Below are 25644 nucleotides of genomic sequence, written 5' to 3'. Positions count from 1 at the left end.
AGCATTTTTTTGTAAAGCAATGCGAACTGTCGCAATTGTCTACAATTCCGACTAGCCATAGTTAAAAAAAAGGCATAGCATGCCCAATATTTTTTGCGTTTTTAAAGTCAATGGATTGGCAAATAAAGGAACATCATTGAAAGCTGTCATCTACCTCCTCGCATCTCTTAGTTTATTGTGCTCCACGATAGTCAATGCCGCATTACTGAACCTTGTTCCGGAAAGCGTTGAAGCGCCGGCCTGGACCATTCTGGATACCCAATCCGGACAAGTCATTGCCGAGCACAATAGCCACGTGCAACGTGCACCCGCATCCATGACCAAAATGATGGTGGCTTATATAGCACTCAAAGAAATTGAAGCGGGTCGTTTAAAAAAGGATGAAATCATTACTGCAACCCCCGTGGTAAAAATGGTGCAGTGGGATGAATCACAGATGTACTTAAAAGAAGGTGAACAGATTTCCGTTGATCAGCTTCTGGCAGGTTTGATCGTAATGTCAGCCAATGATGCGGCCGTGACTTTAGCTGAACGTATTTCAGGTAATGTTCCAGCTTTCGTTGAACGCATGAATAAAGAGGCAAAAGCCTTGGAAATGAATGATACACATTTTGCTAATGCGCCTGGTATTACCATGCCAGATCATTTTTCCTCAGCACATGACATGGCTCTTCTGGGTCAGGCACTTGCATTACAGACCCCTGAATACTTGCATTATTCAGTGATGCCAAGTTTCAGTTATAACCAGCGTTTTCACCGTGCAACCAATCTGGCGCTTAAATTTGACCCAAGTGTGGATGGTTTAAAAACTGGCTTTACCAAAGCTGCCGGCTATAACCTGGCACTCACAGCGCACCGCTCTACCGGTAATCCGGCACTGCCGGAACGCCGTCTGATTGTGGTGGTCATGGGCACAAAAAATGCTTTAAAACGTGCTGAAGTTGCCCACACCCTGCTGAACATGGCTTATACCTATACCCGCAATGAAGTTGCGATTAAAGACAAGCAGCTGATTGCTGAATTACCGGTGATTAAATCGACGTTAAAAATGTTCAAACTGGAAACCAGCAAACCGCAGATTGTGACGACTTCTTTATATGACCAGCCTTATGCGATTGATCTGCAAACCTATGACACCGTGAACCAGCGCATTATGCTGAATACAGGCAATGGAACCATTCAGGTGATTAACCCATTACAAGAAACCAAAACCCACCTAAATGTCGAAATCAAAGAAAAATTCCTGACTGCCCCATTAGCTAAAGTCATGCAGCTGGCGACCGTGCAGGTTTATCAAAATAACCAGCTGATTCGAACCATTGACATTGAAAATGACGTGCAAATTGAAGAAGCCAATTTCTTCCAGAAAATTGCGATTTGGTTTAAACAGCTTTTCACTTTTTTTTCCAGTGATGAAGTCGAAGTTAAAACTTATCCTCTAGGCTAATTGCGTGACATTTCTTTATTTTATGTAAGCTGTATAACAATCTAAACAAAAGCAATGAATTGAAGATGGCATATTGATGCCATCTTCTTTTTTTCGTCTTTAAAATAACAAATAGGTCAAAAATGAGTAATCTACATAAAATTGTAATTGTGGGTGGTGGCGCAGGCGGTTTGGAACTGGCCACCCAACTGGGCAATACCTTAGGTAAAAGCAATAAAGCAAAAATCACCTTGGTTGACCAGAAACTCACCCATATCTGGAAACCGCTTTTACATGAAATTGCTGCGGGTACACTTAATCCACATACTGAAGAAACCAATTATTTCGCCCATGCCTCCAAACATCATTATGAGTTTGTCTTAGGCAACTTTACTGAAATTGATCAGACAGCCAAACAAATCACGCTTGAAGCAGCGCAGTTATCTAGACCCGATCAGATTCAAAAAAATATTCGTCTGGATTATGACACGCTGATTATTGCCGTGGGTTCGACATCGAATGACTTTAATACCGAAGGCGTGAAACAGCACTGTCATTTCCTCGACAGCCGAAAACAGGCCGATGTGTTTCAGCAAGATTTACTGCATTTATATTTAGAAGCACAAAACCATGAAACTACGCGTGCCTTGAATATCGCGATTATTGGTGCAGGCGCAACCGGGATCGAACTTGCAGCTGAGCTGTATCAAGCCAAACAGACATTCTTTAAATATGGCTTAAATAAAATTGACCCGAAAAATGTCAATATTACCGTGATTGAAGCTGCCGACCGTGTCTTGCCAGCGCTTTCCGAGACGATCGCCAAACATACCAGCCATCAATTAGAGCAATTTGGAATTAAGGTACTGACCAAACATCGGGTTGCAAAAGTCGATCAGGACAAAGTCTATTTTGCTGATGGAACATCAATTGAGGCAGAACTGAAAGTCTGGGCGGCAGGAATTAAAGCGCCTGCGGTGCTAGAACAATTAACCGGCTTTGAAAAAGACAATATTCAGCGCCTCAAAGTGTATGCAACACTGCAAACCCTATCCGATCCGAACGTTTTTGCTTTTGGCGACTGTGCCCATTGCCAGCCCGCTGCTGACGAAGCTGTACTCGGCCCGCGCGCTCAAGTGGCTAGCCAGCAAGCCAGTTTTCTGGTGGATGCCATGAAAGCCCGGATTCAAGGCAAACCACAGCCAATGTTCAAATTTTCCGACAAAGGCTCACTGGTGTCATTAAGCCACAATAAAGCCGTCGGCGAATTACTCGGACAAGTCAATGTGCAAGGTTTTATTGCGAAATCGATGTATATCTCTTTATATCGACTGCATCAAGCCGCTATTCATGGCTACCCCCATGCCGGCCTTTTGACCGCTAAGGATTTTGTCACAAGAAAAACAGGTCCAAAGATAAAATTGCATTGAAATTTTAAAAAGCGTCCCTATTATTAACCAAATGTCATTAAAAACGTAGAAAATGCAATTTTTTGATAAATATCATCTACAAAATCTGCTTTTCACTTTATGATGTCTCCTTTAAAAATTGAATGGATCAATAACATGACTGCTATTGCAAATGACCTCGTGGTTTCTTTCCACTACACGTTGACTAACGCAGAAGGCGAAACTCTCGACCAATCACAAGGTGAACCACTTGCATATTTGCACGGTGCAGGTAACATCATCCCTGGTTTAGAAAATGCTTTGGAAGGCAAAACTGTTGGTGAAAAATTCACAGTAAACGTTCCTGCTGCTGAAGGTTATGGCGAATACAACCCAGAACTAGTACAAGAAGTTCCTGCTCAAATGTTCCAAGGTGTAGATAACATCCAAGCGGGCATGCAGTTCCAAGCTCAAACTGATGACGGCGTTCAAATCGTGACTGTTAAAGCTGTTGAAGGCGACAACATTGTTGTTGATGCAAACTTCCCGCTTGCTGGTCAAGATTTAACTTTTGAAGTTGAAATCATTGAAATTCGTGAAGCTTCTGCTGAAGAATTAGAACACGGTCATGTACACGGCGCTGGTGGTCACCACCACTAAGATCGGTACAGATCAAAAAAAGGCAAAGTTTTTACTTTGCCTTTTTTATGGCTTCAAGACTATTCGTTTAAACAATATTTGTTGTTCAGTAAAGTTCAATAAAAATGCTGCGTCTCATATACGCAGCATTTTTATCATTTAAAGACTATAGATAATCGCCGGCACGTTCTGGCTGATACAACACTTTTTCAATCTTCACTTTCATTAAATGACCATCAGGCTGTGGCCATTCAATTTCCTGCCCTTCTGCCAAGCCCAAAATTGCTGCGCCTACCGGTGCAAGTACATTGACTTGTCCTTTTTCACCGCGAAAATCATGTGGATAAACCAGGGTAATATCCGTAGATTCGCGAGCTGGCGCAATAACAATACGCACACGCGCATTCATGGTCACTACATTTTCAGGGACGTCTTGGGGAGCAACAACATCAGCACGCGCAAGCTCATCTTCAAGATGTTGCATGGTTGGGCTCAGTTTAGATTGATGATCAAGCATGGTTTCTAAACGCTGAAGATCTTGTTGTGAAATAATAATTGTTGGTTTAGCCATTTACCTGATTCCTTTGAAAGAAAGATGTCATTACAGCAATAGCAAAATGAGTTATATCTTTTATGGAGTATTATTCTGTTATAGCAGAAATATGATATTTGAAAAATATGACTTTTGATCATATATAAAAAAAGCCCCCTTGAGGGGGCTTCTCAAGTTGTTCACTTATTTTGCGTAAACAGGAAATTTAGCACAGACAGTTGCAACTTTTTCTTTAACCTTCGCAATTACCGCTTCGTCGCCTTTGGCATCCAGGATGTCAGCGATCCAGCCAGCAAGTTCACGTACTTCAGCTTCACCAAAACCACGTGTTGTTACTGCTGGAGTACCAATACGGATACCAGAAGTCACAAACGGAGAGCGTGGATCGTTTGGTACAGAGTTTTTGTTCACAGTAATGTGAGCAGCACCTAACCAGGCATCCGCTTCTTTACCTGTAATGTCTTGTTTAATTAAAGACAATAGGAACAAGTGGTTTTCAGTACCACCAGAAACAACGTCATAACCACGTGCGATTAATACTTCAGCCATTGCTTTAGCATTTACCACAACTTGTTTTTGATATTCTTTGTATTCAGGCGCCATCGCTTCTTTAAAGCAGATTGCTTTAGCTGCAATAGCATGAACCAGTGGACCGCCTTGGTTACCTGGGAATACTGCAGATTGAAGTTTTTTCTCAATCTCTTCGTTTGCTTTAGCCAGGATTAAACCTGAACGTGGGCCACGAAGTGTTTTATGCGTAGTTGTTGTTGTAACGTCAGCAATTTGTACTGGGCTTGGGTAAACACCCGCAGCAACAAGACCTGCAACGTGAGCCATATCTACAAACAGGTAAGCGCCAACTTTGTCCGCGATTTCACGGAAACGTTGCCAATCTACAATTTGGCTATATGCAGAGAAACCAGCAACGATCATGCGTGGCTTGTGTTCTACAGCCAAACGTTCAACTTCTTCGTAATCGATCTCGCCAGTTTCAACATTTAAGCCGTACTGAACCGCGTTATATGTTTTACCAGAGAAGCTAACTTTAGCCCCGTGAGTCAAGTGACCACCGTGAGCCAAGCTCATACCCAAAACTGTATCGCCCGGGTTAAGAAGCGCTAGGTAAACAGCAGAGTTTGCTTGTGAACCAGCATGTGGCTGAACGTTAGCATAGTCAGCACCAAAGAGTTCTTTAGCACGGTCAATCGCCAATTGTTCGATGATGTCTACATATTCGCAACCGCCATAATAGCGTTTACCAGGGTAGCCTTCCGCATATTTGTTAGTGAGTTTTGAACCCTGAGCTTCCATAACTGCTGGAGAGCAATAGTTTTCAGAAGCGATTAGCTCGATGTGCACTTCTTGGCGCTCACCTTCAGCATCAATTGCTTTAGCTAATTCTGGGTCAAATTCAGAAATCGAGATATTGGCAAACATTAGCGAGGTCCTATAAATTAGGGCTTTTAAGCCGTGCTAAGATTGGCGCGTATTGTAGCATGAAGTTTATAAATATCGAGAATGAACTTTGCTCAGTTTTAAATAAAAATAGCTCATGTAAATATGAAACATGAGCTATTTAAGTCAAATCAAGTTATTGAATTGGCATTAAAGATTCAACATTCCTTATCCTTTATATAGCCAAGGTCAAATCTCGGCTGCTTTCTAAACAGAAACTCATCAAAAAGTTAAGGACTATTGTGCAAACAGAGTTTTAACATTGGCTACAAAACTGTCAAAGTTAGATGTATACACCGTACCATGGTCCCAGTCTGCATTGGTTATATATTGAATTTTCGTTCCTTTAGCTTCTGCATTTGCTTTCAGCAGATCAGTTGCTGCTTGAGGCACTGTCGGGTCATTTCCACCTTGATAAATAATAACTGGCTGACTTAGTTTTACTGTACCTGGCTGTGAATCTTTGGCTAAGAAGTTTTGAATCACCGGGATCAACATAAAGTTATCCTGATTTCGCCCATAACCATTCAAGGAACCCAAATGCTCAGGTAATGAAACATAATCCGTCATGCCTTTACCCAAAGCTGCCCCCACCAGATCTGAACATTCTATTTCTGCAATAGGTGCAATTTTTGCAGTATCTGCTTTAAAGACATCAGCATAACTGACCGAAATCTTATGCTCTTGCATTCCAGCAACAATCAAAGAAGTATATGTATCTAAAGACGCTAAAACAGGTATTTGTATATTTGTAGGCTGATCTTTCACCGCATTTTCACCTCCCTGCAATATTGCTGCAAGGTTTGATGCCGGTGCAATAGCAATCGTTCCCTTATAATCAAGCTTTGCTCTTGAAGCATACTGTGCTGCACCCAAAGCAGCGTGCCCGCCTTGAGAATGGCCAATCGTTACCCATTGTGGAGCAGCTTTTTTACCTTGCCGATTTAGGTACTCACGTGTTGCCACGACTGCATCAGTAATCGAATACGCTTCACTTTTTAAATGTAGGAACGGGTGATTGCCTGGTGAACCCAAACCTTCATAATCCGGGGCCACGACCACATAGCCTGCTGCAAGCAATTTTTGTAGAAGGTATTGAGTGCCCTTTAGGCCTTGCTGACTTGGTGCACATTTATCTGCTACCCCTGTAGTTCCATGTGCCCAAGCCACAATCGGCCAACCATTTGCAGGTTGTACAGTTGTTGGAACAAATACTAAAGCTGTTGCCATAACTTCTTTATTATCCACTCCTAGCATTTTATATGTCATCAGCTGGCTATCTGCAGCTACTTCCGGCATACCATCTCCAGTATAGGCTGTCACCTTCACTACAGGATCTTGGATATTATTGACCGGAATTCCATTATTTGGGCCATTGAAGACCGAATCGTTATCGTCACTTCCACATGCAGTTAAAAATAGGACAGAACTACTCATTAACACCGTAAGCAATGTTTTTTTCATGTTTGCATTTCCCTATACATTTTTTTGTTGTGATGATTCAAATATCATGTAGATAAGAACTATTACCTTTATTCTTGATTTTGAACAAGAGAATTTCCGACCAAATAAGCACAATAAAATTGAATAATTATTTATATAGTTTAAGTTATTGATTTATAAAATTATAATTCAGTCATGTTTACAAAAATTCAACACTTTTGATTGGGTGGAATATACAACTATTCATCTTATTATTCTTAAATTCTGTTTAGTTAATTTGAACAAGCATTAAAAAATAAAACTCATTAACTAAGTTCACATCGTTTTTAATTTTATTAATTGCTAACAGAATATTCATCAAACTTTATTTAAAATTATTATCAAATTTATAGTGCCCGCGTTCATAAACTCAATGAATTAAGCCGAAATCAAAGTGTATTTTTACGGTTGCTTAAACAGACATTTCGAGCGAGAAATTAAAACAAGACGATTTAAACATCATCTCTGGGCAGAAATAAGAAAGAATCGCTAAAAGTCACTGTTTTCGGTTTGTGTCAGTACATTTGAAAGTGTTAAATTTGTTCAAACTTCCGCTACAGTTATGGACCAGGTCATGCAAGCAATTATTCTCGATACAGAAACCCATACACTAAATGGACAGCCGATTGAGATTGCGTATGCCCCTGTTGAAATTAATGAAGGCAAACTGACCCTCGATAAGACCCAAATTTTTGACCAGCTTTATCGTGTAGATGAACCCATTTCTTATGCGGCGATGGCGGTACATCATATTTTAGAGTCTGAATTAGTCGACCAGCCTCACTATAAGACTTTCACCCTTCCAAATGAAACCATTTATATTATTGGTCACAATATTGATTACGATATTCGTGCACTTGAAAAATGTGGCGTAGATTGCAAAAACATTAAAGCCATTTGTACCCTTGCTCTTGCACGTTTAGTTTGGCCCGATGCTGAAGCACATAATATTTCCGCGCTCATTTATATGATTACCAAAGGCAGCGCAAAAGCCCGCGATATGATTAAAAAAGCACACCGTGCCGATATGGATATTATTTTAACGGCGAATATTTTGATGCATGAAATCCATCATCTAAAAATTAAAACCATTGAAGAACTTTATCAAGCATCTGAAGATGCGCGTATTCCACGTAGCATTAATTTTGGTAAACACCGTGGTACTACCATTGCGGATTTACCCGCAGATTATATGCAATGGCTGCTTCGTCAAGAAGACCTAGACCCTTACTTACGTAAGGCAATCGAAAATGCAAAGATCGTGACCTTATAATCTTTTGATTTGTAATATTTTTTACATATTATTGTCATTATGACTGAATATAATCTGCCTTAATTTATTTTGGAGCGTAAATTAAGGCATGTCTCAATATCACAAAACGCAATTAGGCCTTGAAAGTTTAAAACAACGTTCAATGGATTTGAATGCCCGGCAACGCCGACTGTTACTGCTCATTGGAACAGAAGATTTTAATCTTCTTAATGAACAGTTTAAACGTCGTATCGCATCTGCAGAATTGCTCCAACAATTGCTCGATATGGGTTTAATTACCTATTCTGCTATTGAGCAAACTCAAACCACAGTTTCTTCAGCTGAAATGAAGAGTGAAATTGAAACCAGCCTCCCGACTCAAACCCCAACAACACTTGCAGAGAAGTTTGCTGAACCGATTAGCACAACTGTTTTATCTCCCTCTCTTTCAAGCATCGTTGAACCTATTTCTCAACTGACAGCACCACAAAATGAAATAGAAGTGCGCTTAGACGCATTAAGCTTCGAAGAGGTAAAACAATTAATGGCACAGCGCCTACAACAAAACTGTGGCTTAATGGCAAAACAACTAATTAACCGTATTTTGCAAACTCAGGATTTACGCAATTTAAAACTGTGTCAGATGCAATGGATTACAGAATTACAAGAAAGTCGTATTTCCTCTCATGACTTGAATCAGTGTTTAAAGCAAATTAATTTTTCTCTACAAAAGCTCAATGCCTCATAAAATTTAAGAGGATTTTTCTGTTTTATGATTCATTTCAGGTCTTAGCTAAACTAGGGAATTTATTTTTTATTTAAAAAAAACAATAGGATTTAGATCAATACAATCAAATTATATAAGTTTCTAATCTGAAAAAACCTCGAAATACGACCTTTGCTTAATGGCGAATATTTTCTAAAAACTTCATATAGTAAGTATTTCAGGGGAATTCATTATGACGTCTCTACATTATTTAGAATTTCATTCAGCTGACAATCCCATGTACTTAAAAAAAGTTGGCAATTGGGTGCTGACATTTCTAAGTGCTACAGATGAATTGACCAACATCCAACTTGCCATTACCAGTGTATTGCCCCGCCAAGTGAGTGACAACCTGCAACCTGTGCGAGTCATTATTCATAACACAGAGGTCGAGAATCGCTGGCTGATCCAACAGATCGAATGTTATGACAGCGCACACGGTAAGGATGAACAATTTAGCTGTAATGATGAAATTGGAATTAAAGTCATTCAAAGCATTATTCAAGAATTTGATAAATATGATGTCGAAGTAAATTTATTATAAGTTTTAGCCCTTGGCTCACTTCGGTGGGCTTTTTTTTATTTATATCGTTATGTATTAATAGCACTTAAACAAATAGAAACCACCCATTTAAACTGAAACGTATTAAAAAACCCACCCTGTTAGGTGAGTTTTTTATTTTAGGGACTTACGATTTGAATAAACTATATATTTAACCATATTGGCATTACTCGACAATGCGATAAATGCTGTCCGAATTGCAACTCTCAAAAAGCAATTCAATACTCGGCAGAATAATTTCACCATTTATAACAATATGTTCAATTCTTTGAAATATTGATAGTTTATTCGAATCAGCATTTTCAGGAATAGCTCGAAGTGATGCATACACTTCATGTATTTTGCTAAACTGGTCTTTTACCTTCACCTCAATCATTTCATTCATAGGATTTCCCTTTTTATTTGATTTAATGACTCTTTTTATAGCATATGTTTTTTCATAGAGAGGACTTGCAAATGTTAGATTTTTTGGCAATGTAATTTTTTATATCCAGATATCGGAGATTTACTTTAAATCACGTAGACAAAAAAGTTAAAAGTCACTCGAAACAGTATCTCTTCCCTACTACACACTTAAACTGGTTAAAATTTCAATCATAAAAATATTTTTGATATAAAAATAAGAAAGCCCGCATTGCTGCGGGCTTTTATGTTGGAAGGCTAGTGCTGATTTCTTGTTCAACCCTAAGGTTGCAAACTCAACGAGCTGTCATTGATCCGTCCAACTACTTTGTAGCGTCATGTACGACCTACTGTAGTTTTACTATAAGCTGATACAATTTTTCTGGCAAGACTCGTTAACACTCTAAAATAATTGTATAAAAAAAATACAATTGATAATTCCAAATTTGAGTAGATCATTGCATGGATTAATCTATAGATCATTCTTCAGTTGAATCAAGTAAAATGGCACAGCATTTTTGACGAGTCTGACGCAATGTAATTTTATTGATTAGCTTGTTACCGAAGGCATTAAATAGATACTGGTATATAGTCATTAGATTTTGCAGTCGAAGCAGCAACAGATTCAGTTTTCTTAAATTTATGCGCTAATAGTTCAAAAGTTATTCAGTAAGTAAAGCGCGCTTTTCTTCTTAGACTTTGTGTTCAATTGCAGAGTCAATATTTTGAGCAATTAATTCTTTAAATTCTTCAAGCACACGGCGTGCATCTGCCAAATTAATAGTTGGATAAGCACCAATACCAATCGTTGATCTTTTTTATAATTGGACGTACATAATCGTAGCGTAAATAAGTGCCACCTTTTTTATCTATTAATAAGTATAAACCGACCACCTTCTGAGAACTTTATAGCTTTATCTGGTGCTTTCATGCTTTGAAATAGCTGATCTAATCTTTGAGTCGGTAAGATTTACGACGATTTTGGCTTCTTTACGATACATTTAAATTAGGTTTTTGGTATATACCGCATAAAATACCGTTATCTTTGCGGTAAAAGGTGAGAAACGATGAGAATCTATTTTTCTAGAAACTATTATATATCAATACTTTTGAGAAGATATGAGAACTTATGATTATTGAATTTGGTGCGCTCAGCGGGACTCGAACCCACGCCACAGGCTTCGGAGACCTGTACTCTATCCAGTTGAGCTATGAGCGCGCGTGCACATCATAACAAAAAAAACCATAAGGTAAAGCAACTATATAGAAGTCGTCATTTTTTGTGCTCAGACTTTAAACAATGTTCCATAAATGCAACATAGAATTCCTCCTTATTTACTTGGTTTATTAGCGAAGATCACTCACAATACTCATATTATTCACCATGTGAGAACTTCATGACTGATGCATTGACCTTGCGAGACGTATCTAAAACTTACCGAAATGGTTTTCAGGCACTGAAAGGTATCGATTTAACTGTACCTGAAGGTGAGTTTTATGCACTCCTCGGACCCAATGGCGCAGGTAAATCAACCACCATCAGTATCATTAGCTCACTCACCAAAAAAACCGCAGGTACGGTTGAGATTTTTGGCCATAATTTGGACACTCATCCTTCTGAAGCCAAGCAATGTTTAGGCGTTGTACCGCAAGAATTTAACTTTGGTCAATTTGAAAAAACCTTTGATATTTTAGTGACTCAAGCCGGTTATTACGGCATTCCAAAAAAAATTGCGGAACAACGGGCTGAGCAATACTTAGAAAAACTTGGTCTTTGGGATAAACGTGCCATTCAAGGACGTATGCTTTCTGGCGGGATGAAACGCCGTCTCATGATTGCCCGTGCCATGATGCATCAACCAAAACTGCTTATTCTGGATGAACCGACTGCGGGTGTAGACATTGAATTGCGCCGTTCAATGTGGGATTTTCTCACCGAAATGAATGAAAATGGCACATCTATTATTCTAACCACGCACTATTTAGAAGAAGCTGAAATGCTGTGTCGTCGGATCGCCATTATCGACCGTGGTGTGATTAAAGAAGATACCAGCATGAAATCTTTCTTGAATCAGCTGAGTGAAGAATCCTTTATTTTTGATTTGGTTGAACCGATTCAACCCATTAATATTGAAATTATTGGGGTGCGTTTTAATTTAATCGATCCTGTCACTTTAGAAGTCACCATGGACAAAGCACATACTGTGAATGAACTGTTCCAGCTTATGGAAGCCCAAGGCATTCAAGTCCGCAGTATGCGTAATAAATCGAATCGCTTAGAAGAACTGTTTGTGAAAATGGTCGAAAAAAATCTTGAAGGAGCTGCGCAATGAACTTCAATCAATTAAGTGTTGCGCTCTATACCTTAGTTCATAAAGAAGTGCGTCGTTTTATGCGCATTTGGCCACAAACCCTGTTACCGCCTGCCATCACCATGAGTTTGTACTTTGTGATTTTTGGTAATTTAGTCGGTTCACGCATTGGTCAAATGGGCGGTTTTAGCTATATGCAGTTTATTGTACCCGGCCTGATTATGATGGCGGTGATTACCAATAGTTATGCCAACGTATCATCCAGTTTCTTTAGCGCAAAATTCCAAAAAAGCATTGAAGAACTAATTATGAGTCCTGTGCCACTGCATATGATTCTTTGGGGCTATGTGATTGGTGGTGTGTGTCGTGGCGTCTTGGTCGGTATTATTGTGACAGCCATGAGCCTGTTCTTTACTGACTTATATATCACCAACTGGTTCGTGACTATATATACCGTTTTAATTACCTCATTATTATTTTCACTCGGTGGGTTAATTAATGCGGTTTATGCGAAATCTTTTGACGATATTTCAATTATTCCAACCTTTGTGCTGACTCCACTCACCTATTTAGGTGGTGTATTCTATGCCATTAGTGCTTTAAGTCCGTTCTGGCAAAATCTCTCTTTAATTAATCCGATCGTATATATGGTTAATGCCTTCCGTTTCGGCATTTTAGGTCATAGTGATGTCAATGTTTCCGTTTCATTGAGCGTCATTAGCTTATGTTGCGTTGCGCTTTATGGCATAGCTTACTATTTACTTTCTCGTGGTTCAGGAATGCGTGAATAATGAGTGTAGAACATTCTCTCTTAGGTAAAGACACCAATTATCCAACAGAATATCAACCCGATATTCTGTTTCCAATTGCGCGTGCCCAAGCACGTGAAAAATATGCCCATGTTGAAGGCATTCAGCAAGGTAAAGACTGGTGGCATGTTTTTGAAATTTCCTGGTTAAATGCAGCGGGCATTCCACAGGTCGCAATTGGCCGCATTACCCTACCGGCATCTTCACCTAACCTGATTGAGTCCAAATCACTCAAGCTCTACTTTAATAGTATGAACTTTAGCAAATTCGATTCAAAAGACGCTTTTATTGCCACGGTTGAAAAAGATTTATCCTTAGCGGCAGGTGCACCAATCAGCCTGACTTTATTTCAGGCTGATGATCTGGAGATTTCCAAACCTGAAGGTATCTGTATTGATGATCTAAGCCCTGAACGCTTAGAGAACCACCCAGATGCAACTTTATTAAAATTAGATCCAGAAAATAGTGACGAAGTTGAAATTCAGCTGTATTCACATTTATTACGCAGTAACTGCCCAGTCACTGGCCAGCCCGACTGGGGCACAGTTTTTATTCGATATCGGGGTAAAAAACCTTGTTATCGCAGCATTTTAGCTTATATTATTTCTTACCGTCAGCATAATGGCTTCCACGAACAATGCGTGGAACAGATGTTTGCCGACATCTGGCAGAACCTTGCGCCAGAAAAACTGATGGTTTATGCAACTTATACACGTCGTGGTGGATTAGACATCAACCCTTGCCGTGTATCGGATGCGACATGGATGCCTCGCCCCATTCGTTTGGCGCGACAATAAAATGAAGAACATTGAGGTTTTTTAACATGCCATTTTTTGGGTTTATTCCGTCTGCAGAATTATTAACAAGTATTCAAACCGCTCAGGAAAAGAAAAATTCGAGTGAACCGCTTTACCCTCTACGCGACAAAACAGCATTGCTGATTAATGAAGAAATCATTGACAGTATTTTGACTGAACTTGTGCGTCGTTTTCCGGCCAGTGATAAACGTGATACGGCTGAAAAACTTGCGGGTTATATCAAGTCAACCGTTGCTGTTTTATTGAAACAATTGATGGGTAAATCTTCAAATGATGTGGTCAAGCAATCAATTGAATTTTCTGAAAAAAGCTTATTTAAAGATGCGGAAGGCAACTTCCGTGTAGGCGAACTTTTAGATGCCAGTTTGGTGACCAATCTTAAACATAGCTATGCGGAAATTAAAGCCGGCAATGAAGTCAGTAAAGCAGCGCTCACTGAATCGTATAAGCAATTTGCTGAAGCGACTGTGCGTCATTTTATGAGTGACTTTAACAAGACCCTGGATTTAGGCATGATCAAGCGCAAAGCTGCCGATATAGGCTCTGCTGCAGTGATTAAAGCCGTGCATATTGCGGTGGATAAAATCATTCCAAATTTGAATAAAGCTGAGCTTCTGGCACTGGCGGAATATCACGACACCTTATTTCATGCTTAAATTTCACCCTTAAGCATTTAAAAAAATCGAAAACCTGGCAATCGCCGGGTTTTTTTATGGAAAAATCGTGCTATCAAACAATGAATAGAATAAATAGCGTTTTTATGGGTATCTATCTTGCGCAAATTTTACAGATGCGCTGTGTATACGATGATTTCAGAAACAGAATGTTTCTATCTTTCCCACCGCTACATTTACCTGTAAATTATTTCCATATAAAGTGATGAGGAAATTTAAATTCAGCCCAATTCTACTCTCTACACTGTTTTGTTCAGCGCAGAATTTTTTATCCACTTCATCTTTTTATCGCAATGATAATAAAGATAAAGCTTCTATGGATAAATTTGCGTTTAGTAGCGTCATATTCGAATTTTTAAATAAAAATAAAATGCAATAAGTCCGCGCTATCTTTCGCTTCCTTATGGAATTTTTTGTAGATTCGCTACAAAAACCAAGAAGCAAACATTATTTTGCGTCACAGCTCAATATCGGATGATTTGCCCGCAATAAACACCTGTTCCACCGGGGAATATATTCAGATGGTTATTTAATCAAATACCGCTTAAGAAAGCTAAATTGCTGCTAAATTCCTTACCTGATGCTTTGATAGGCCGTATCATTGCAAACGAGGTAAAAGAGCAGGCTTGATCGGCTAATTAAGCGTATCTTTTGTTTTTATCCTTGCACTTAAAACAGCAAAGTACAGCCCAAAGGACAAGTTTCAATTACGCTACCTTAGGCATGGCCTCACGATCTTTGTCTTTTTTTGTATATGTACGGGTTGATGCAGCCTCAGTCAATGCTATCTTAACCACTTGAAAAATTCCGTTACCTTTCATGAGATGGATTTTCAACCCTTATATTTGTAATGCGTGCTTTTAGCGTCGTGATGTCAATTTACACACACTGATTATGTTTTTGGAACTTTGAGTAATATGTTAAGTATCAACTTTTATAACAAAATTAAACGTCTTCCTTTACTTCTCGGTGCACTTTCTATCACCAGTTTTTGTCAGGCCAATGATTTTTACAATCAGCCTGCTTATAACAGCTTTAAACAAAAAACCATGCAGACTTATGGCTTAAGTGGCGAGCAAGTCGATTGGGCGATGAATGGCTCAAAAAATCTGCCGAATATTATTAATATTATGAATCGCCCGGGTGAAAGTAAGCCTTGGTATCAATATAAAACCAACTTTATGGCTGAAAGCACCATTCAGCGCGGGGTACGTTTTAAAAATCAGTATGCCGATACGTTAAACCGTGCTGAACAACAGTTTGGCGTGCCTCAATCGGTGATTTTAGGCATTTTAGGTGTAGAAACAGGTTTCGGTGCAAATAAAGGCAATTTTGTTACTCGTGATGCATTGGCCACTTTAGGTTTTGGTTACGAACGCCGTGCACAATATTTTCAAGATGAACTCTCTGCACTGATTGCATGGTCATATAAAGATGGCGTTCCGACCAATTCAGTGACAGGTTCTTATGCCGGTGCAATCGGCTACCCGCAATTTATGCCAAGTAACATTACCAAGCTCGGCGTTGACTATGATGCCGATGGGCATATTGACCTCAGAAATTCAGCGGTAGATGCGATTGGTTCGATTGCCAATTATCTGGCTCAATATGGCTGGCAACGTAATCAACCGATTGGCTTCTCAGCACGCTATACCGGAAACAATCCGGAATCGATTATCGCCAAAAACCTGGAACAACCTACTCCGTATGGAGTCTTAAAGAATCAAGGTGTTACACCAACAAATCCGATTGTAAAAATTGATGACCTGGATATGGTAAATATTATTCAGCTTCAAGACAGCTATGCACCAATTTACTATATTACTTACCCAAATTTTCAAGTGATTACGACATACAACAAGAGCCGTATGTATGCCACCGCTGTATGGCAATTAGGCACTGAAATCGCCAGTCGTTAAGACTGGCTTTTACCAAAAATAACTAAAGTCAAGCTTTTTTTGTGCAAAATGGCGCACAAAATAGGCATTTTAAATATGATGTTACAATATTGATTATTTTTTAACCGAAAAACGTTCTATTTCTGTCCTTTTTGTAATAATTTCAGTTAAAGAGTAGACAGCTTTAGCATGGCATGAATATTATCCATCTCGTCAAATGTAGTTGCAAAAGAGAATTAACAGACTTGATTACTTATATTTCAAGCTTTTAAATGAAATTAAGTCAACGGTCTTTAGGAGTTTAATAATGCATTCATCGGTTAAATATATTTTAGCTTTAACGACCGCTTTTGCCCTGAGTCAGTCTCAAGCGGAATTGGTTCAGTCATCATTCAATACTGATCATGACAACTCTCGCTTGGCCACACGTGTGCTCAATAAAGACGCTCAAAAGTTCAATTCACACTTCTCAAATTTAAATAGTCTTTCAATCACTGAGCGTTCTGGCGATAAAATCCGTCGTCAAACTATTGCAGCAAAAATTGAAATCCCTGAAGACGAGCCTTCAGTGATTGAAAAGCTAAACACTGTTGCATCAAATACAGTTCGCAAATTTAGCCAGACAGGTGCAGCATCTTGGTATGGTCGCCAGTTTCATGGTCGTAAAACAGCAAGTGGTGAAACATTCGATATGAATGGTCTTACTGCAGCTCACCGTAGCCTGCCATTGAACTGCTATATTCGTGTAACCAATAAAACCAATGGTAAAAGTGTTGTGGTAAAAGTGAATGATCGCGGTCCATTCCATGGCAACCGAGTTCTAGACTTGTCTTATGGCGCTGCGAAACAGTTGGGTATTACTAACGCAGGTACTGCGAAAGTAAATATCGAACGTGTGGATGGTCCAAATTCTTAAGATGATGCTCGCCTCCTAATACATTTGACTTAAAAGCCACGTAATGTGGCTTTTTTAATATCTATCAAAAAGCAGGCTTAATTCACCTACCCCCTGCTTTTGTTGCATAAGCCATCTCTCACTATAAAACACCTATACGCTATAACGCTTTTTTAGTTCACTTAAAAAGCTGCTTACAAATTGCGATAATTGAATTTTGACCCCCTCCTCGTTCTGGTTTATATTTTATTTAAACAAAAATAAGTCTATGCAACTTAAATCCAGCTGGAGTGGATGATGAAAACAATAAGCGAATGGTTAGATGAATATAGTGAGAGTCATCAAGACAAAACCAACAAAGCCATTCATTGGGTGTGTGTGCCTGCCATTCTTTTTTCAATCATTGGAATTCTTGCTCATTTCAGCGCATTACTCACGGCCCTGATCCTGGTCTTAACTTTTGTCTTTTATGCGCGTCTTGATCTGGTACTTGCGGTGGCAATGGCTGCTCTGCTCGCTGTAATGGCATGGCTTATTTTTATCTTGCCGGTGGGTGTTGGATTCTATATCGCAATTTTTATTTTGGCTTGGATCGGACAGTTTTATGGGCATAAAATCGAAGGAAAAAAGCCTTCTTTCCTTAAAGACCTCCAATTCCTTCTCATTGGCCCTGTATGGTGTATGAATGCCTATCTAGGTAAATTGATACCTAAATGGAAAAAACGTCAAAAATCGCAAATGACAGCAATTTAGACACCATTATCATTTTAGCCTTTCGAAGAACTTTTATTGATAGGTTCTTCCTTTATACTTCAACCAGCCGTCAGCATGACTTTTTTGTGGATCATGATGCGTCCAGTGAATTACACCACCCTGATCACTGTATTCATATTCACCATAAAATTGGACAATTTCACCCTTTTCCAAGCCATCCAGACGCGGGCTTAAGTCAATATTGTGAGCGACCAATACTGTTTGCCCATGCCCCAATTCCAGAATAAATTTTTGATGACGTGAACCATTATTATCGTCACGTAAAATTGCTTTCACTCGCCCACTTGATTGGACCTGAATATCACTTTTTTGTTGCTGAAATGCCCGCTGAATTTTTTCATCATCATTTTGAGTAGATGAAATTACTGATTTTGATTCTATAGGCTCTTTTTGATGTTCTGTTTTCGCTAAAATTTCAGTTTGTGGTTTTAAATTGCCGAATGGCTGATTTGAAGAATTCTGTTGTTCTTGTAAATCAATTCCGAAATAGGCGGCTATTAAGACAATAATAACTGCACCAATCCCCAGATTGGTTTTATTTGCCATTTTATTGTTCCTCAAAATTTAATTGTCTTCACATAAATCATCTTTATAAAAAAAGCCCCAAACGGGGCTTTTTTCGAAACAATTTAACTTAAAAAATTAAGCTAATATTATTTTGCAGCAGCTTGAGCAGCAGCAACTTCTTCAGCGAAGCTCATTTCTGCTTTTTTCTCAATACCTTCACCTACTTCGAAGCGAACGAATTGAGCAACTGTAGTACCAGTTGATTTAAGAACGTCAGCAACTTTCTTGTCGTTGTCGATTACGTACATTTGACGCTCTAGAACAACTTCGTTCAAGTATTTTTCAACTGAACCAGTAACCATTTTTTCAACGATGTTCGCTGGTTTACCAGATTCTAATGCTTTCGCTTCAGCAATTTCTTTTTCTTTAGCGATAAGATCAGCAGATACGCCTTCAGCATTTACAGCAACTGGGTTGAACGCAGCAACGTGCATTGCAATACCTTTACCAGTCGCAGCATCACCTGTGTAAGACACAACAACACCGATTTTTAAACCGTGTTTGTAAACTGCAAGGTTTTCGCCTTCAACAATTTTCGCACGACGAACTTGGATGTTTTCACCGATTTTTTGAACAAGAGCAATACGCGCTTCTTCAACAGTTTGGTCATCTTCAAGTTTCAATTCAGCAATTTTAGCAGCATCAGTTTCGTTTGCAGCAAGCGCAGCAGCAGCAACTTTAGCAGAAAAACCAGCAAAGTTTTCGTCTTTAGCAACGAAGTCAGTTTGGCAGTTTACTTCTAAAAGAAGCGCTTTGTTGCCTTCTTGAGCAATCGTGATCGCGCCATCAGCAGCAATATTACCTGCTTTTTTAGCAGCTTTTGCTTGACCTGATTTACGAAGGTTATCAATCGCTAATTCAACATCACCATTCGATTCTGTTAATGCTTTTTTGCATTCCATCATTGCAAGACCAGTACGGTCACGTAATTCTTTTACCATGCTCGCAGTAACTGCAGTCATGTTGTTCTCCTAAATACGGTAGAAAAATGAATCTGTTCAACAAAAACGGCCCAAAGTGTTCTCTGGGCCGTTCTGCTTTCTTGACGCTTAATTTGCCACCATTACATGTCGCAAAAATGACAACCTTGCGTCAAAACGCATTAAGCCTCTGGAGCTTCTTTAACTTCTTCAGCTTTCGCTTGAGCGTTTGCTTGTGATTGAGCGTATTCTTTACCAGCAAGAATCGCATCAGCCATAGCAGAAGCATAAAGTGTAACAGCACGGATTGCATCGTCATTACCCGGGATAACGTAGTCTACGTTGTCTGGGTTAGAGTTTGTATCAACGATACCGATTACAGGAATACCAAGGTTTTTAGCTTCTTTAATCGCGATTGATTCGTGGTCAACGTCAATTACGAATAATGCGTCAGGTAAACCACCCATGTTTTTAACGCCGCCTAAAGCACGTTCAAGTTTTTCCATCTCACGAGTACGCTCTAAAGCTTCACGTTTAGTAAGCTTAAGGAAAGTACCGTCTTGAGATTGAGTTTGAAGGTCTTTTAAACGGTTGATTGATTGACGAAGAGTTTTCCAGTTCGTCAACATACCACCTAACCAACGGTGATCAACATATGGTTGACCAGCGCGTTGCGCTTGTTCACGGATGATGTTAGATGCAGCACGTTTAGTACCAACGAACAATACTTTGTTCTTTTTGCTAGCAAGATTGTTAACAAAGTTCAAAGCATCATTTAACGCAGGAACAGTGTGTTCAAGGTTGATGATGTGAATTTTGTTACGCGCACCAAAGATGTATTCACGCATCTTTGGATTCCAGAAACGAGTTTGGTGACCAAAGTGCGCGCCAGCTTGAAGAAGGTCGCGCATGCTTACGTTGTAATCTGCCATTTTCTATACCTTAAAGTTTGGGTTAGGCCTCCATATATCCGCATTCTCCACTCTTTGCAGAGCACCCAGAGAAATGTGTCGATATATGTGCGGATTTTTTGCCCCATCGCACAAAGCCCGTGAAATTTATTCACGAAAAAGCATTTGATAAAATGGGCGGCTATTTATACCATAGTCACATACAAATTTCCAAAAGTTTTTAGAGATCATGAACAGTACTTACGAAGCTCCACGTCGACTCATTAAAACCCCTGACGAAATTGAAAAAATGCGTGTAGCGGGACGACTAGCAGCTGAAATTCTGGATATGATCAAACCGCATATTGTTCCGGGTGTGACGACCCTTGAGCTTGATACGATTTGTCATGACTATATTGTCAACAAACAGGATGCCATTCCAGCATGTTTAGGTTACGGTGCAGCGCCTGGCCGTCCTGCATTCCAGCATGTGATTTGTACATCTGTGAACCATGTGGTGTGCCACGGCATTCCATCTGACGCTAAAGTGTTAAAGAAAGGCGATATTTTAAATATTGATGTGACTGTCATTAAAGACGGTTACCACGGCGATACCAACATGATGTACATCGTCGGTGGTGAAACCTCCATTTTGGCTAACCGTCTATGTAAAGTAGCGCAAGAAGCCATGTACCGTGGTATAGCAACGGTTAAACCCGGTTCAACCATTGGTGACATTGGTAATGCCATTCAGAAATATGTTGAATCTGAGCGTTTCAGTGTGGTGCGTGAATATTGCGGTCATGGTATTGGCACTGTGTTCCATGACGAACCTCAAGTCCTTCATTACGGTCAACCAAATACCGGCATGGTGCTGGAAGAAGGGATGACTTTCACCATCGAACCGATGGTGAACGCTGGTGTTTGGCAAACTAAATTATTAGGTGACAAATGGACTGTAGTAACTAAAGATCATAAGTTATCTGCACAATATGAACACACTCTTTTAGTAACCAAAACAGGGGTTGAAGTACTCACTGCGCGTCCTGAAGAAGACTTATCTCGTTTCATGTAATTATTCTATTTAAATTGCATCGTAAAAATGGCTACTTCAATGTAGCCATTTTTATGTTTAAACTTTTTTATTTCATCCAGTCTTTTTATGCAGATTAAAGTTCTTTCTAAATATTCAATTTTTTAAGTTATTTTTTATTCTTATAAAAACATAAAATTGTCTCTATTAAAGCCAAAACCATTCAAACAATTATTCATAAAAATATATTTTTTACATATCGTATATTTCTTGCACCCCTTTCTCCTGTTTTTTAGGCTAAGATAGTGTGCTTTTTTATTTTTTAATCCCTATAAGAAGGAATACTGCCGTGGACGTACGTCTCTCTGATCGTGTCAATGCCATCAAACCGTCCCCTACACTTGCTGTTACCAATAAAGCTGCTGAACTTAAAGCTGCTGGTAAAAACGTAATTGGTTTGGGTGCAGGTGAACCAGATTTTGATACCCCGCAACACATCAAAGATGCAGCAATTACTGCGATTAACAACGGTTTTACCAAATATACCGCTGTTGACGGTACTCCAGGTCTTAAAAAAGCGATTATCGCGAAATTCAAACGCGATAATAACCTTGACTATGCAGCAAACCAGATTTTGGTTTCTTGCGGTGGTAAACAGTCATTCTTTAACTTGGCACTTGCCTTGTTAAACAAAGGTGATGAAGTGATCATCCCTGCGCCATACTGGGTCAGCTACCCTGACATGGTGATCATCGCTGAAGGTGTTCCAGTTGTAGTTAAATGTGGTGAAGAACAACGTTTCAAAATCACTCCTGCTCAACTAGAAGCTGCAATCACTGACAAAACCCGTTTAGTGGTGCTGAACAGCCCATCTAACCCTACCGGTATGATCTACACTAAAGCTGAATTAGAAGCTTTGGCTGCAGTTCTTCGTAAATACCCAGAAGTTATGGTTGCTTCAGATGACATGTACGAACCAATCCGTTGGGATGACGAGTTCTACAACATCGCAACTGTTGCTCCAGACCTTTATGACCGCGTAATCGTGCTGAACGGTGTATCTAAAGCGTATGCAATGACTGGCTGGCGTATTGGCTATGCAGCGGGTCCTGCTAAACTTATTGGCGCAATGAAAAAAATCCAGTCTCAATCAACTTCAAACCCAACTTCTATTTCACAAGTTGCTGCTGAAGCTGCGTTGAATGGTCCTCAAGACGTGCTTGAGCCTATGATTGAGGCATTTAAACGTCGTCACGACTTAGTGATGGATGGCTTAAATGCAATCAACGGTATTTCTTGCCTTCCTGCTGATGGCGCATTCTATGCCTATGCAAACATCAAACCATTGATTCGTGCAAAAGGTCTTAAATCTTGCACAGAATTCTCTGCATGGTTATTGGAAGAAACTGGTGTTGCGGTTGTTCCTGGCGATGCATTCGGTCTTGGCGGCTTCATGCGTATTTCTTATGCAACTGCTGACGAAGTGCTTGTAGATGCATTAGCTCGTATCAAAAAAGCTGCTGATTCAATCGAAGGCGTTGACGCTGCGATTGCTTCTATCGAAGCTGAAAAAGCTGCAAAATAATTTAAAGACTTTCTTCAGTCTTTAAGAAAAAACCCGCGTTAATCGCGGGTTTTTTTGTACTTATCAAATTCTTTCATTCAATGGGTTAATCAAATATTCTCATCATCAGCTTAAACGATCTCTTTCATATTTTTAGCCAATCTCCTTATCAGTGCTTAAATTTATATTTTTTATTGATTGCTATTAAATAGGGCGACAACCTCAGCTCCGGTCATTTTTTTGGTTTGATTATTGAATGAATAAAATGCCGGCCGATGATCCACATAAATCTCTAAATTGAAATTCAGATCCTCTGGCGGTTGCTCCAAAGTAAATACATTAATATTGGCAAATGAATGACCTTTACTGCGCCAGAAAATGAATGTGCCACACGCATGACAAAAGCCTCGCTCTCCCCATTCTGATGAGCTAAAAACGGATAAATGCTGCTGGTCGATAAAATTTATATTCTCTACGTCTACAGACATTAAGGGTCCAGCGGTTTGGCAGCGGCACATCAAACAATGGCAGGCAGCAACTTCATGGTTCCTGAGTTTTACTTCAAATTGAGTTGCACCGCATAAACATCTTGCTTTCATCAGCACTCCTGATTGGTTTTATTATTTTAATAGTTCTGCTTTAAGCTTAAGCAAAAGGCTCTGCATAATGCGATCATACAATTTTTAATTGATGATTCAATATCTACCCATCCATCTAGAATTTAAATTCCACTTTAAAACTTAAAACAACAAAGACAGGCAATGAATATTAACCATCTTTCAGGATTGCAGATTATGCAAGAGATGTGTAATGACAACCTGCCATGCCTTCTATGGCGGCAACCATTCCCATGTCAGCAATTGAAGTTGAACTTGGGCATATAACATTCTTGGTCAAAGCGAATGAACGTCATCTGAACCCTATGGGGAGGGTATATGGTGGCTTTGCTGCGACGTTTTTGGATTCAGTGAATGGCTGTGCTGTATTTCCCATGCTAGAGACCGGTCTAAGTTATACAACCATCGATCTAAATGTCAAAATGTGCCGTCCGATTCCCTTAAATACTGAACTTAAAGCCGTAGCCAAAACCATTAATATCAGTAAAAATTTGGGCATTGCCGAAGCTCAATTATGGGATTAAGACGGCAAACTTTATGCACATGCCACTGCAACGTGTATGATTATTCATTAATACGGAAGATGCAATTTAAATAATGATGGCATTTAAATAATGATGGCATTTAATAATAATGCTAAAGCTGAATAGAGCTTAAACCACGCCTTAAGTGGCCTTGAGCTCTTCGCATCTGATCATCATTAAACAGCAGACTTAAGTGATTTTGTTAACTCTGGGAAAGACACTTCCGGACGTGACGTTCCTCTATAAATACATAAATATTTAAATACGCTATCAAGCGATATAGCAAGTTTCTTCTGCTCCGATACCGACCACACTTTGGAATTATTGCGTCCAGACAAGGCACTGCCATTCAACTGGTATAAATACAGATCATGATCACGTTGCAAAGGTTGTTTACGGCCATTGGAATAACGATCTAGCAGCAATTGACAAGGTGAATTAATTAACCATTTGTCGCTAAACCAAAGCTGTAATAAGTCACCCAGATATAAGGCTTGAGTGCCGACAGGCCACACCTGGATATAAGCATCTTCAACCGCAGTCTGATAGCGCTCGGGATCTTGGATAATAGAAAGGTAGTTGTCTTGATAAAAAGATAAATTTGAAAAGATTTCGGCAATCGTCAGCGTATGCATTCGCTTTCTCCTGTTTAGCCATTTTAGTGCTGGCAAGTTGGTTTTAAATCCACACTGTTTGAACTTTCATTCAAACGCTCTGTTATGCATTCAATCTAACAAGCCGATTTTGGCTGTGCAAGTTTTTTTAATGTTTTTGATTTATTTGTCTAAATAAAAAGCATACAGCACAAAAATTAAGGAATCATGACACTTTTAGCTTGACCCTCTACAAAATCTCCTTATAATCGCAGGCAGATTCTCCAATAGCTCAGTCGGTAGAGCGACGGACTGTTAATCCGCAGGTCCCTGGTTCGAGCCCAGGTTGGAGAGCCAAATACGAAAAAGCCCGCAGCATTAAAGCGGGCTTTTTTTTGCCTAAATAATTCATAACAATTTAAGTCACCATAAAAACAATGATCTTAATTTTTTGTTTTTAAATTAAATCTGCAAATACCTGTCTGATATCAAGCTACGCTATTCATAGCCATAAATTTTTAAAGATAGAGAAAAATCATTTTGAAATAATAAATAAGCAATCAAAAAAAAGCGCATCTAAATGCAAGCCACTCTGAAAACGTGTTGATAAATTTTCATAAAAAGGACTATGGATAGCACTGCTGTCCCATAGTTTGATTTAAATAAAAAACCTGAGTCCAAATCGTTAAAATATGAGTGCAAACAAACACTTTAACGACCAGGATTCAGGTTTTGTCACATCAGAATACCGTATTTCATCAGCTTATTAAACCCGTCGTGCGACAGGATTTTGAGCAACTTGCTAAAGTACACCATGTTGGACAGAAATTT

General features: G+C 39.3%; 26 protein-coding genes, 2 tRNA genes and 1 pseudogene. 18 read left to right on the top strand and 11 right to left on the bottom strand.

The genetic code is table 11. The features are described 5' to 3' along the window. Nucleotides 1–136: 136 nt before the first annotated feature. From E0H81_RS10280 to slyD, 3 genes are all read left to right on the top strand, one after another. The gene (locus E0H81_RS10280) at nt 137–1447 is read left to right on the top strand and encodes a D-alanyl-D-alanine carboxypeptidase PBP6B (RefSeq protein ID WP_244926530.1); all 1311 of its coding nucleotides are present in this window, start codon (nt 137–139) and stop codon (nt 1445–1447) included. A gap of 122 nt (nt 1448–1569) precedes the next feature. Beyond that, nucleotides 1570–2856, top strand: a complete 1287-nt coding sequence (locus E0H81_RS10275; RefSeq protein WP_131318659.1) for an NAD(P)/FAD-dependent oxidoreductase — start codon at nt 1570–1572, stop codon at nt 2854–2856. Between the two features lie 135 nt (nt 2857–2991). Further along, nucleotides 2992–3474, top strand: a complete 483-nt coding sequence (gene slyD, locus E0H81_RS10270) for a peptidylprolyl isomerase (protein WP_131318657.1) — start codon at nt 2992–2994, stop codon at nt 3472–3474. A 145-nt stretch (nt 3475–3619) separates the two neighbouring features. Here slyD and rnk read toward each other — a convergent pair whose 3' ends face one another. The 3 genes from rnk to E0H81_RS10255 form a co-directional block, all read right to left on the bottom strand. Beyond that, on the bottom strand, nt 3620–4024 hold the full coding sequence (gene rnk, locus E0H81_RS10265; protein ID WP_131318655.1) for a nucleoside diphosphate kinase regulator: 405 nt from the start codon (nt 4022–4024) through the stop codon (nt 3620–3622). Between the two features lie 165 nt (nt 4025–4189). Further along, nucleotides 4190–5443, bottom strand: coding sequence for a serine hydroxymethyltransferase (gene glyA / locus E0H81_RS10260; RefSeq protein WP_131318653.1), 1254 nt, complete (start codon nt 5441–5443; stop codon nt 4190–4192). A 255-nt stretch (nt 5444–5698) separates the two neighbouring features. Then, nucleotides 5699–6925 (bottom strand): alpha/beta fold hydrolase, encoded by a 1227-nt coding sequence (locus E0H81_RS10255; protein WP_131318651.1) that lies wholly within the window; start codon nt 6923–6925, stop codon nt 5699–5701. 592 nt (nt 6926–7517) lie between these two features. On the opposite strand from E0H81_RS10255, the gene E0H81_RS10250 reads away from it, so the two are divergent. From E0H81_RS10250 to E0H81_RS10240, 3 genes are all read left to right on the top strand, one after another. Next, entirely contained in the window at nt 7518–8216 is a 699-nt protein-coding gene (locus E0H81_RS10250; RefSeq protein ID WP_131318649.1) for a putative quorum-sensing-regulated virulence factor, read from the top strand. Nucleotides 8217–8304: 88 nt separating this feature from the next. Then, a complete protein-coding gene (locus tag E0H81_RS10245) occupies nt 8305–8943 on the top strand; it encodes a hypothetical protein (protein WP_131318647.1) in 639 nt (212 codons plus the stop codon). A 211-nt stretch (nt 8944–9154) separates the two neighbouring features. Then, complete coding sequence (locus E0H81_RS10240) at nt 9155–9505, top strand: hypothetical protein (protein WP_131318645.1); 351 nt, start codon at nt 9155–9157, stop codon at nt 9503–9505. Between the two features lie 184 nt (nt 9506–9689). Here the strand turns inward: E0H81_RS10240 and E0H81_RS10235 are convergent, their stop codons facing one another. The 3 genes from E0H81_RS10235 to E0H81_RS10230 form a co-directional block, all read right to left on the bottom strand. Continuing rightward, nucleotides 9690–9908 carry a hypothetical protein gene (locus E0H81_RS10235; protein ID WP_131267864.1) on the bottom strand — a complete coding sequence of 73 codons (219 nt, stop codon included), beginning with the start codon at nt 9906–9908 and terminating at the stop codon, nt 9690–9692. A gap of 709 nt (nt 9909–10617) precedes the next feature. Beyond that, nucleotides 10618–10731, bottom strand: coding sequence for an Arm DNA-binding domain-containing protein (locus E0H81_RS16410; RefSeq protein ID WP_378235312.1), 114 nt, complete (start codon nt 10729–10731; stop codon nt 10618–10620). Nucleotides 10732–11068: 337 nt separating this feature from the next. Beyond that, nucleotides 11069–11144, bottom strand: a tRNA-Arg gene (locus E0H81_RS10230). Between the two features lie 178 nt (nt 11145–11322). Here E0H81_RS10230 and E0H81_RS10225 point away from each other — a divergent pair. The 7 genes from E0H81_RS10225 to E0H81_RS10195 all read left to right on the top strand — a co-directional run bounded on the left by E0H81_RS10225 (nt 11323) and on the right by E0H81_RS10195 (nt 18084). Continuing rightward, nucleotides 11323–12258, top strand: a complete 936-nt coding sequence (locus tag E0H81_RS10225; RefSeq protein WP_131318643.1) for an ABC transporter ATP-binding protein — start codon at nt 11323–11325, stop codon at nt 12256–12258. Beyond that, a complete protein-coding gene (locus E0H81_RS10220) occupies nt 12255–13028 on the top strand; it encodes an ABC transporter permease (protein ID WP_131267866.1) in 774 nt (257 codons plus the stop codon). Before E0H81_RS10225 ends, E0H81_RS10220 begins: the two co-directional genes overlap by 4 nt. After that, nucleotides 13028–13843, top strand: a complete 816-nt coding sequence (gene queF / locus E0H81_RS10215; protein ID WP_131318641.1) for an NADPH-dependent 7-cyano-7-deazaguanine reductase QueF — start codon at nt 13028–13030, stop codon at nt 13841–13843. Before E0H81_RS10220 ends, queF begins: the two co-directional genes overlap by 1 nt. Nucleotides 13844–13869: 26 nt before the next feature. After that, nucleotides 13870–14520: a hypothetical protein gene (locus E0H81_RS10210; protein WP_131318639.1), complete on the top strand. Its 651-nt coding sequence runs from the start codon at nt 13870–13872 to the stop codon at nt 14518–14520. Between the two features lie 935 nt (nt 14521–15455). Then, a complete protein-coding gene (mltB, locus tag E0H81_RS10205; protein ID WP_131318637.1) occupies nt 15456–16457 on the top strand; it encodes a lytic murein transglycosylase B in 1002 nt (333 codons plus the stop codon). Nucleotides 16458–16743: 286 nt separating this feature from the next. Next, the gene (locus tag E0H81_RS10200) at nt 16744–17352 is read left to right on the top strand and encodes a septal ring lytic transglycosylase RlpA family protein (RefSeq protein WP_131318635.1); all 609 of its coding nucleotides are present in this window, start codon (nt 16744–16746) and stop codon (nt 17350–17352) included. 276 nt (nt 17353–17628) lie between these two features. Beyond that, nucleotides 17629–18084 (top strand): Mpo1 family 2-hydroxy fatty acid dioxygenase, encoded by a 456-nt coding sequence (locus E0H81_RS10195; protein WP_131267871.1) that lies wholly within the window; start codon nt 17629–17631, stop codon nt 18082–18084. Between the two features lie 33 nt (nt 18085–18117). Here the strand turns inward: E0H81_RS10195 and E0H81_RS10190 are convergent, their stop codons facing one another. The 3 genes from E0H81_RS10190 to rpsB form a co-directional block, all read right to left on the bottom strand. After that, nucleotides 18118–18651 carry a DUF3465 domain-containing protein gene (locus E0H81_RS10190; RefSeq protein WP_131318633.1) on the bottom strand — a complete coding sequence of 178 codons (534 nt, stop codon included), beginning with the start codon at nt 18649–18651 and terminating at the stop codon, nt 18118–18120. 107 nt (nt 18652–18758) lie between these two features. After that, a complete protein-coding gene (gene tsf / locus E0H81_RS10185; protein WP_131318631.1) occupies nt 18759–19634 on the bottom strand; it encodes a translation elongation factor Ts in 876 nt (291 codons plus the stop codon). A gap of 140 nt (nt 19635–19774) precedes the next feature. Then, entirely contained in the window at nt 19775–20524 is a 750-nt protein-coding gene (gene rpsB, locus E0H81_RS10180) for a 30S ribosomal protein S2 (RefSeq protein ID WP_067724130.1), read from the bottom strand. 208 nt (nt 20525–20732) lie between these two features. On the opposite strand from rpsB, the gene map reads away from it, so the two are divergent. Beyond that, nucleotides 20733–21557, top strand: a complete 825-nt coding sequence (map, locus tag E0H81_RS10175; RefSeq protein WP_131267874.1) for a type I methionyl aminopeptidase — start codon at nt 20733–20735, stop codon at nt 21555–21557. A 307-nt stretch (nt 21558–21864) separates the two neighbouring features. Then, nucleotides 21865–23100, top strand: a complete 1236-nt coding sequence (locus E0H81_RS10170) for a pyridoxal phosphate-dependent aminotransferase (protein WP_131267875.1) — start codon at nt 21865–21867, stop codon at nt 23098–23100. Nucleotides 23101–23270: 170 nt separating this feature from the next. On the opposite strand, the gene E0H81_RS10165 is transcribed toward E0H81_RS10170, so the two are convergent. Next, a complete protein-coding gene (locus tag E0H81_RS10165; RefSeq protein WP_131318629.1) occupies nt 23271–23678 on the bottom strand; it encodes a GFA family protein in 408 nt (135 codons plus the stop codon). A 162-nt stretch (nt 23679–23840) separates the two neighbouring features. Here E0H81_RS10165 and E0H81_RS10160 point away from each other — a divergent pair. Further along, nucleotides 23841–24220 (top strand): annotated as a pseudogene (locus E0H81_RS10160) (PaaI family thioesterase). 176 nt (nt 24221–24396) lie between these two features. On the opposite strand, the gene E0H81_RS10155 reads toward E0H81_RS10160, so the two are convergent. After that, nucleotides 24397–24855, bottom strand: a complete 459-nt coding sequence (locus E0H81_RS10155) for a hypothetical protein (protein ID WP_131318627.1) — start codon at nt 24853–24855, stop codon at nt 24397–24399. Nucleotides 24856–25094: 239 nt separating this feature from the next. On the opposite strand from E0H81_RS10155, the gene E0H81_RS10150 reads away from it, so the two are divergent. Together E0H81_RS10150 and E0H81_RS10145 are read left to right on the top strand one after the other, a co-directional pair. Beyond that, nucleotides 25095–25170, top strand: a tRNA-Asn gene (locus tag E0H81_RS10150). A gap of 375 nt (nt 25171–25545) precedes the next feature. After that, the coding region (locus E0H81_RS10145) for a DUF4372 domain-containing protein (RefSeq protein ID WP_131318624.1) at nt 25546–25644 on the top strand (99 nt) is incomplete at its 3' end.

This window comes from Acinetobacter terrestris, from assembly GCF_004331155.1.
In the GTDB taxonomy this organism is placed as follows: domain Bacteria; phylum Pseudomonadota; class Gammaproteobacteria; order Pseudomonadales; family Moraxellaceae; genus Acinetobacter; species Acinetobacter terrestris.
The sequence above is the reverse complement of the archived record's forward strand: the minus strand, read 5'-3'. Positions and strand labels throughout refer to the sequence as shown.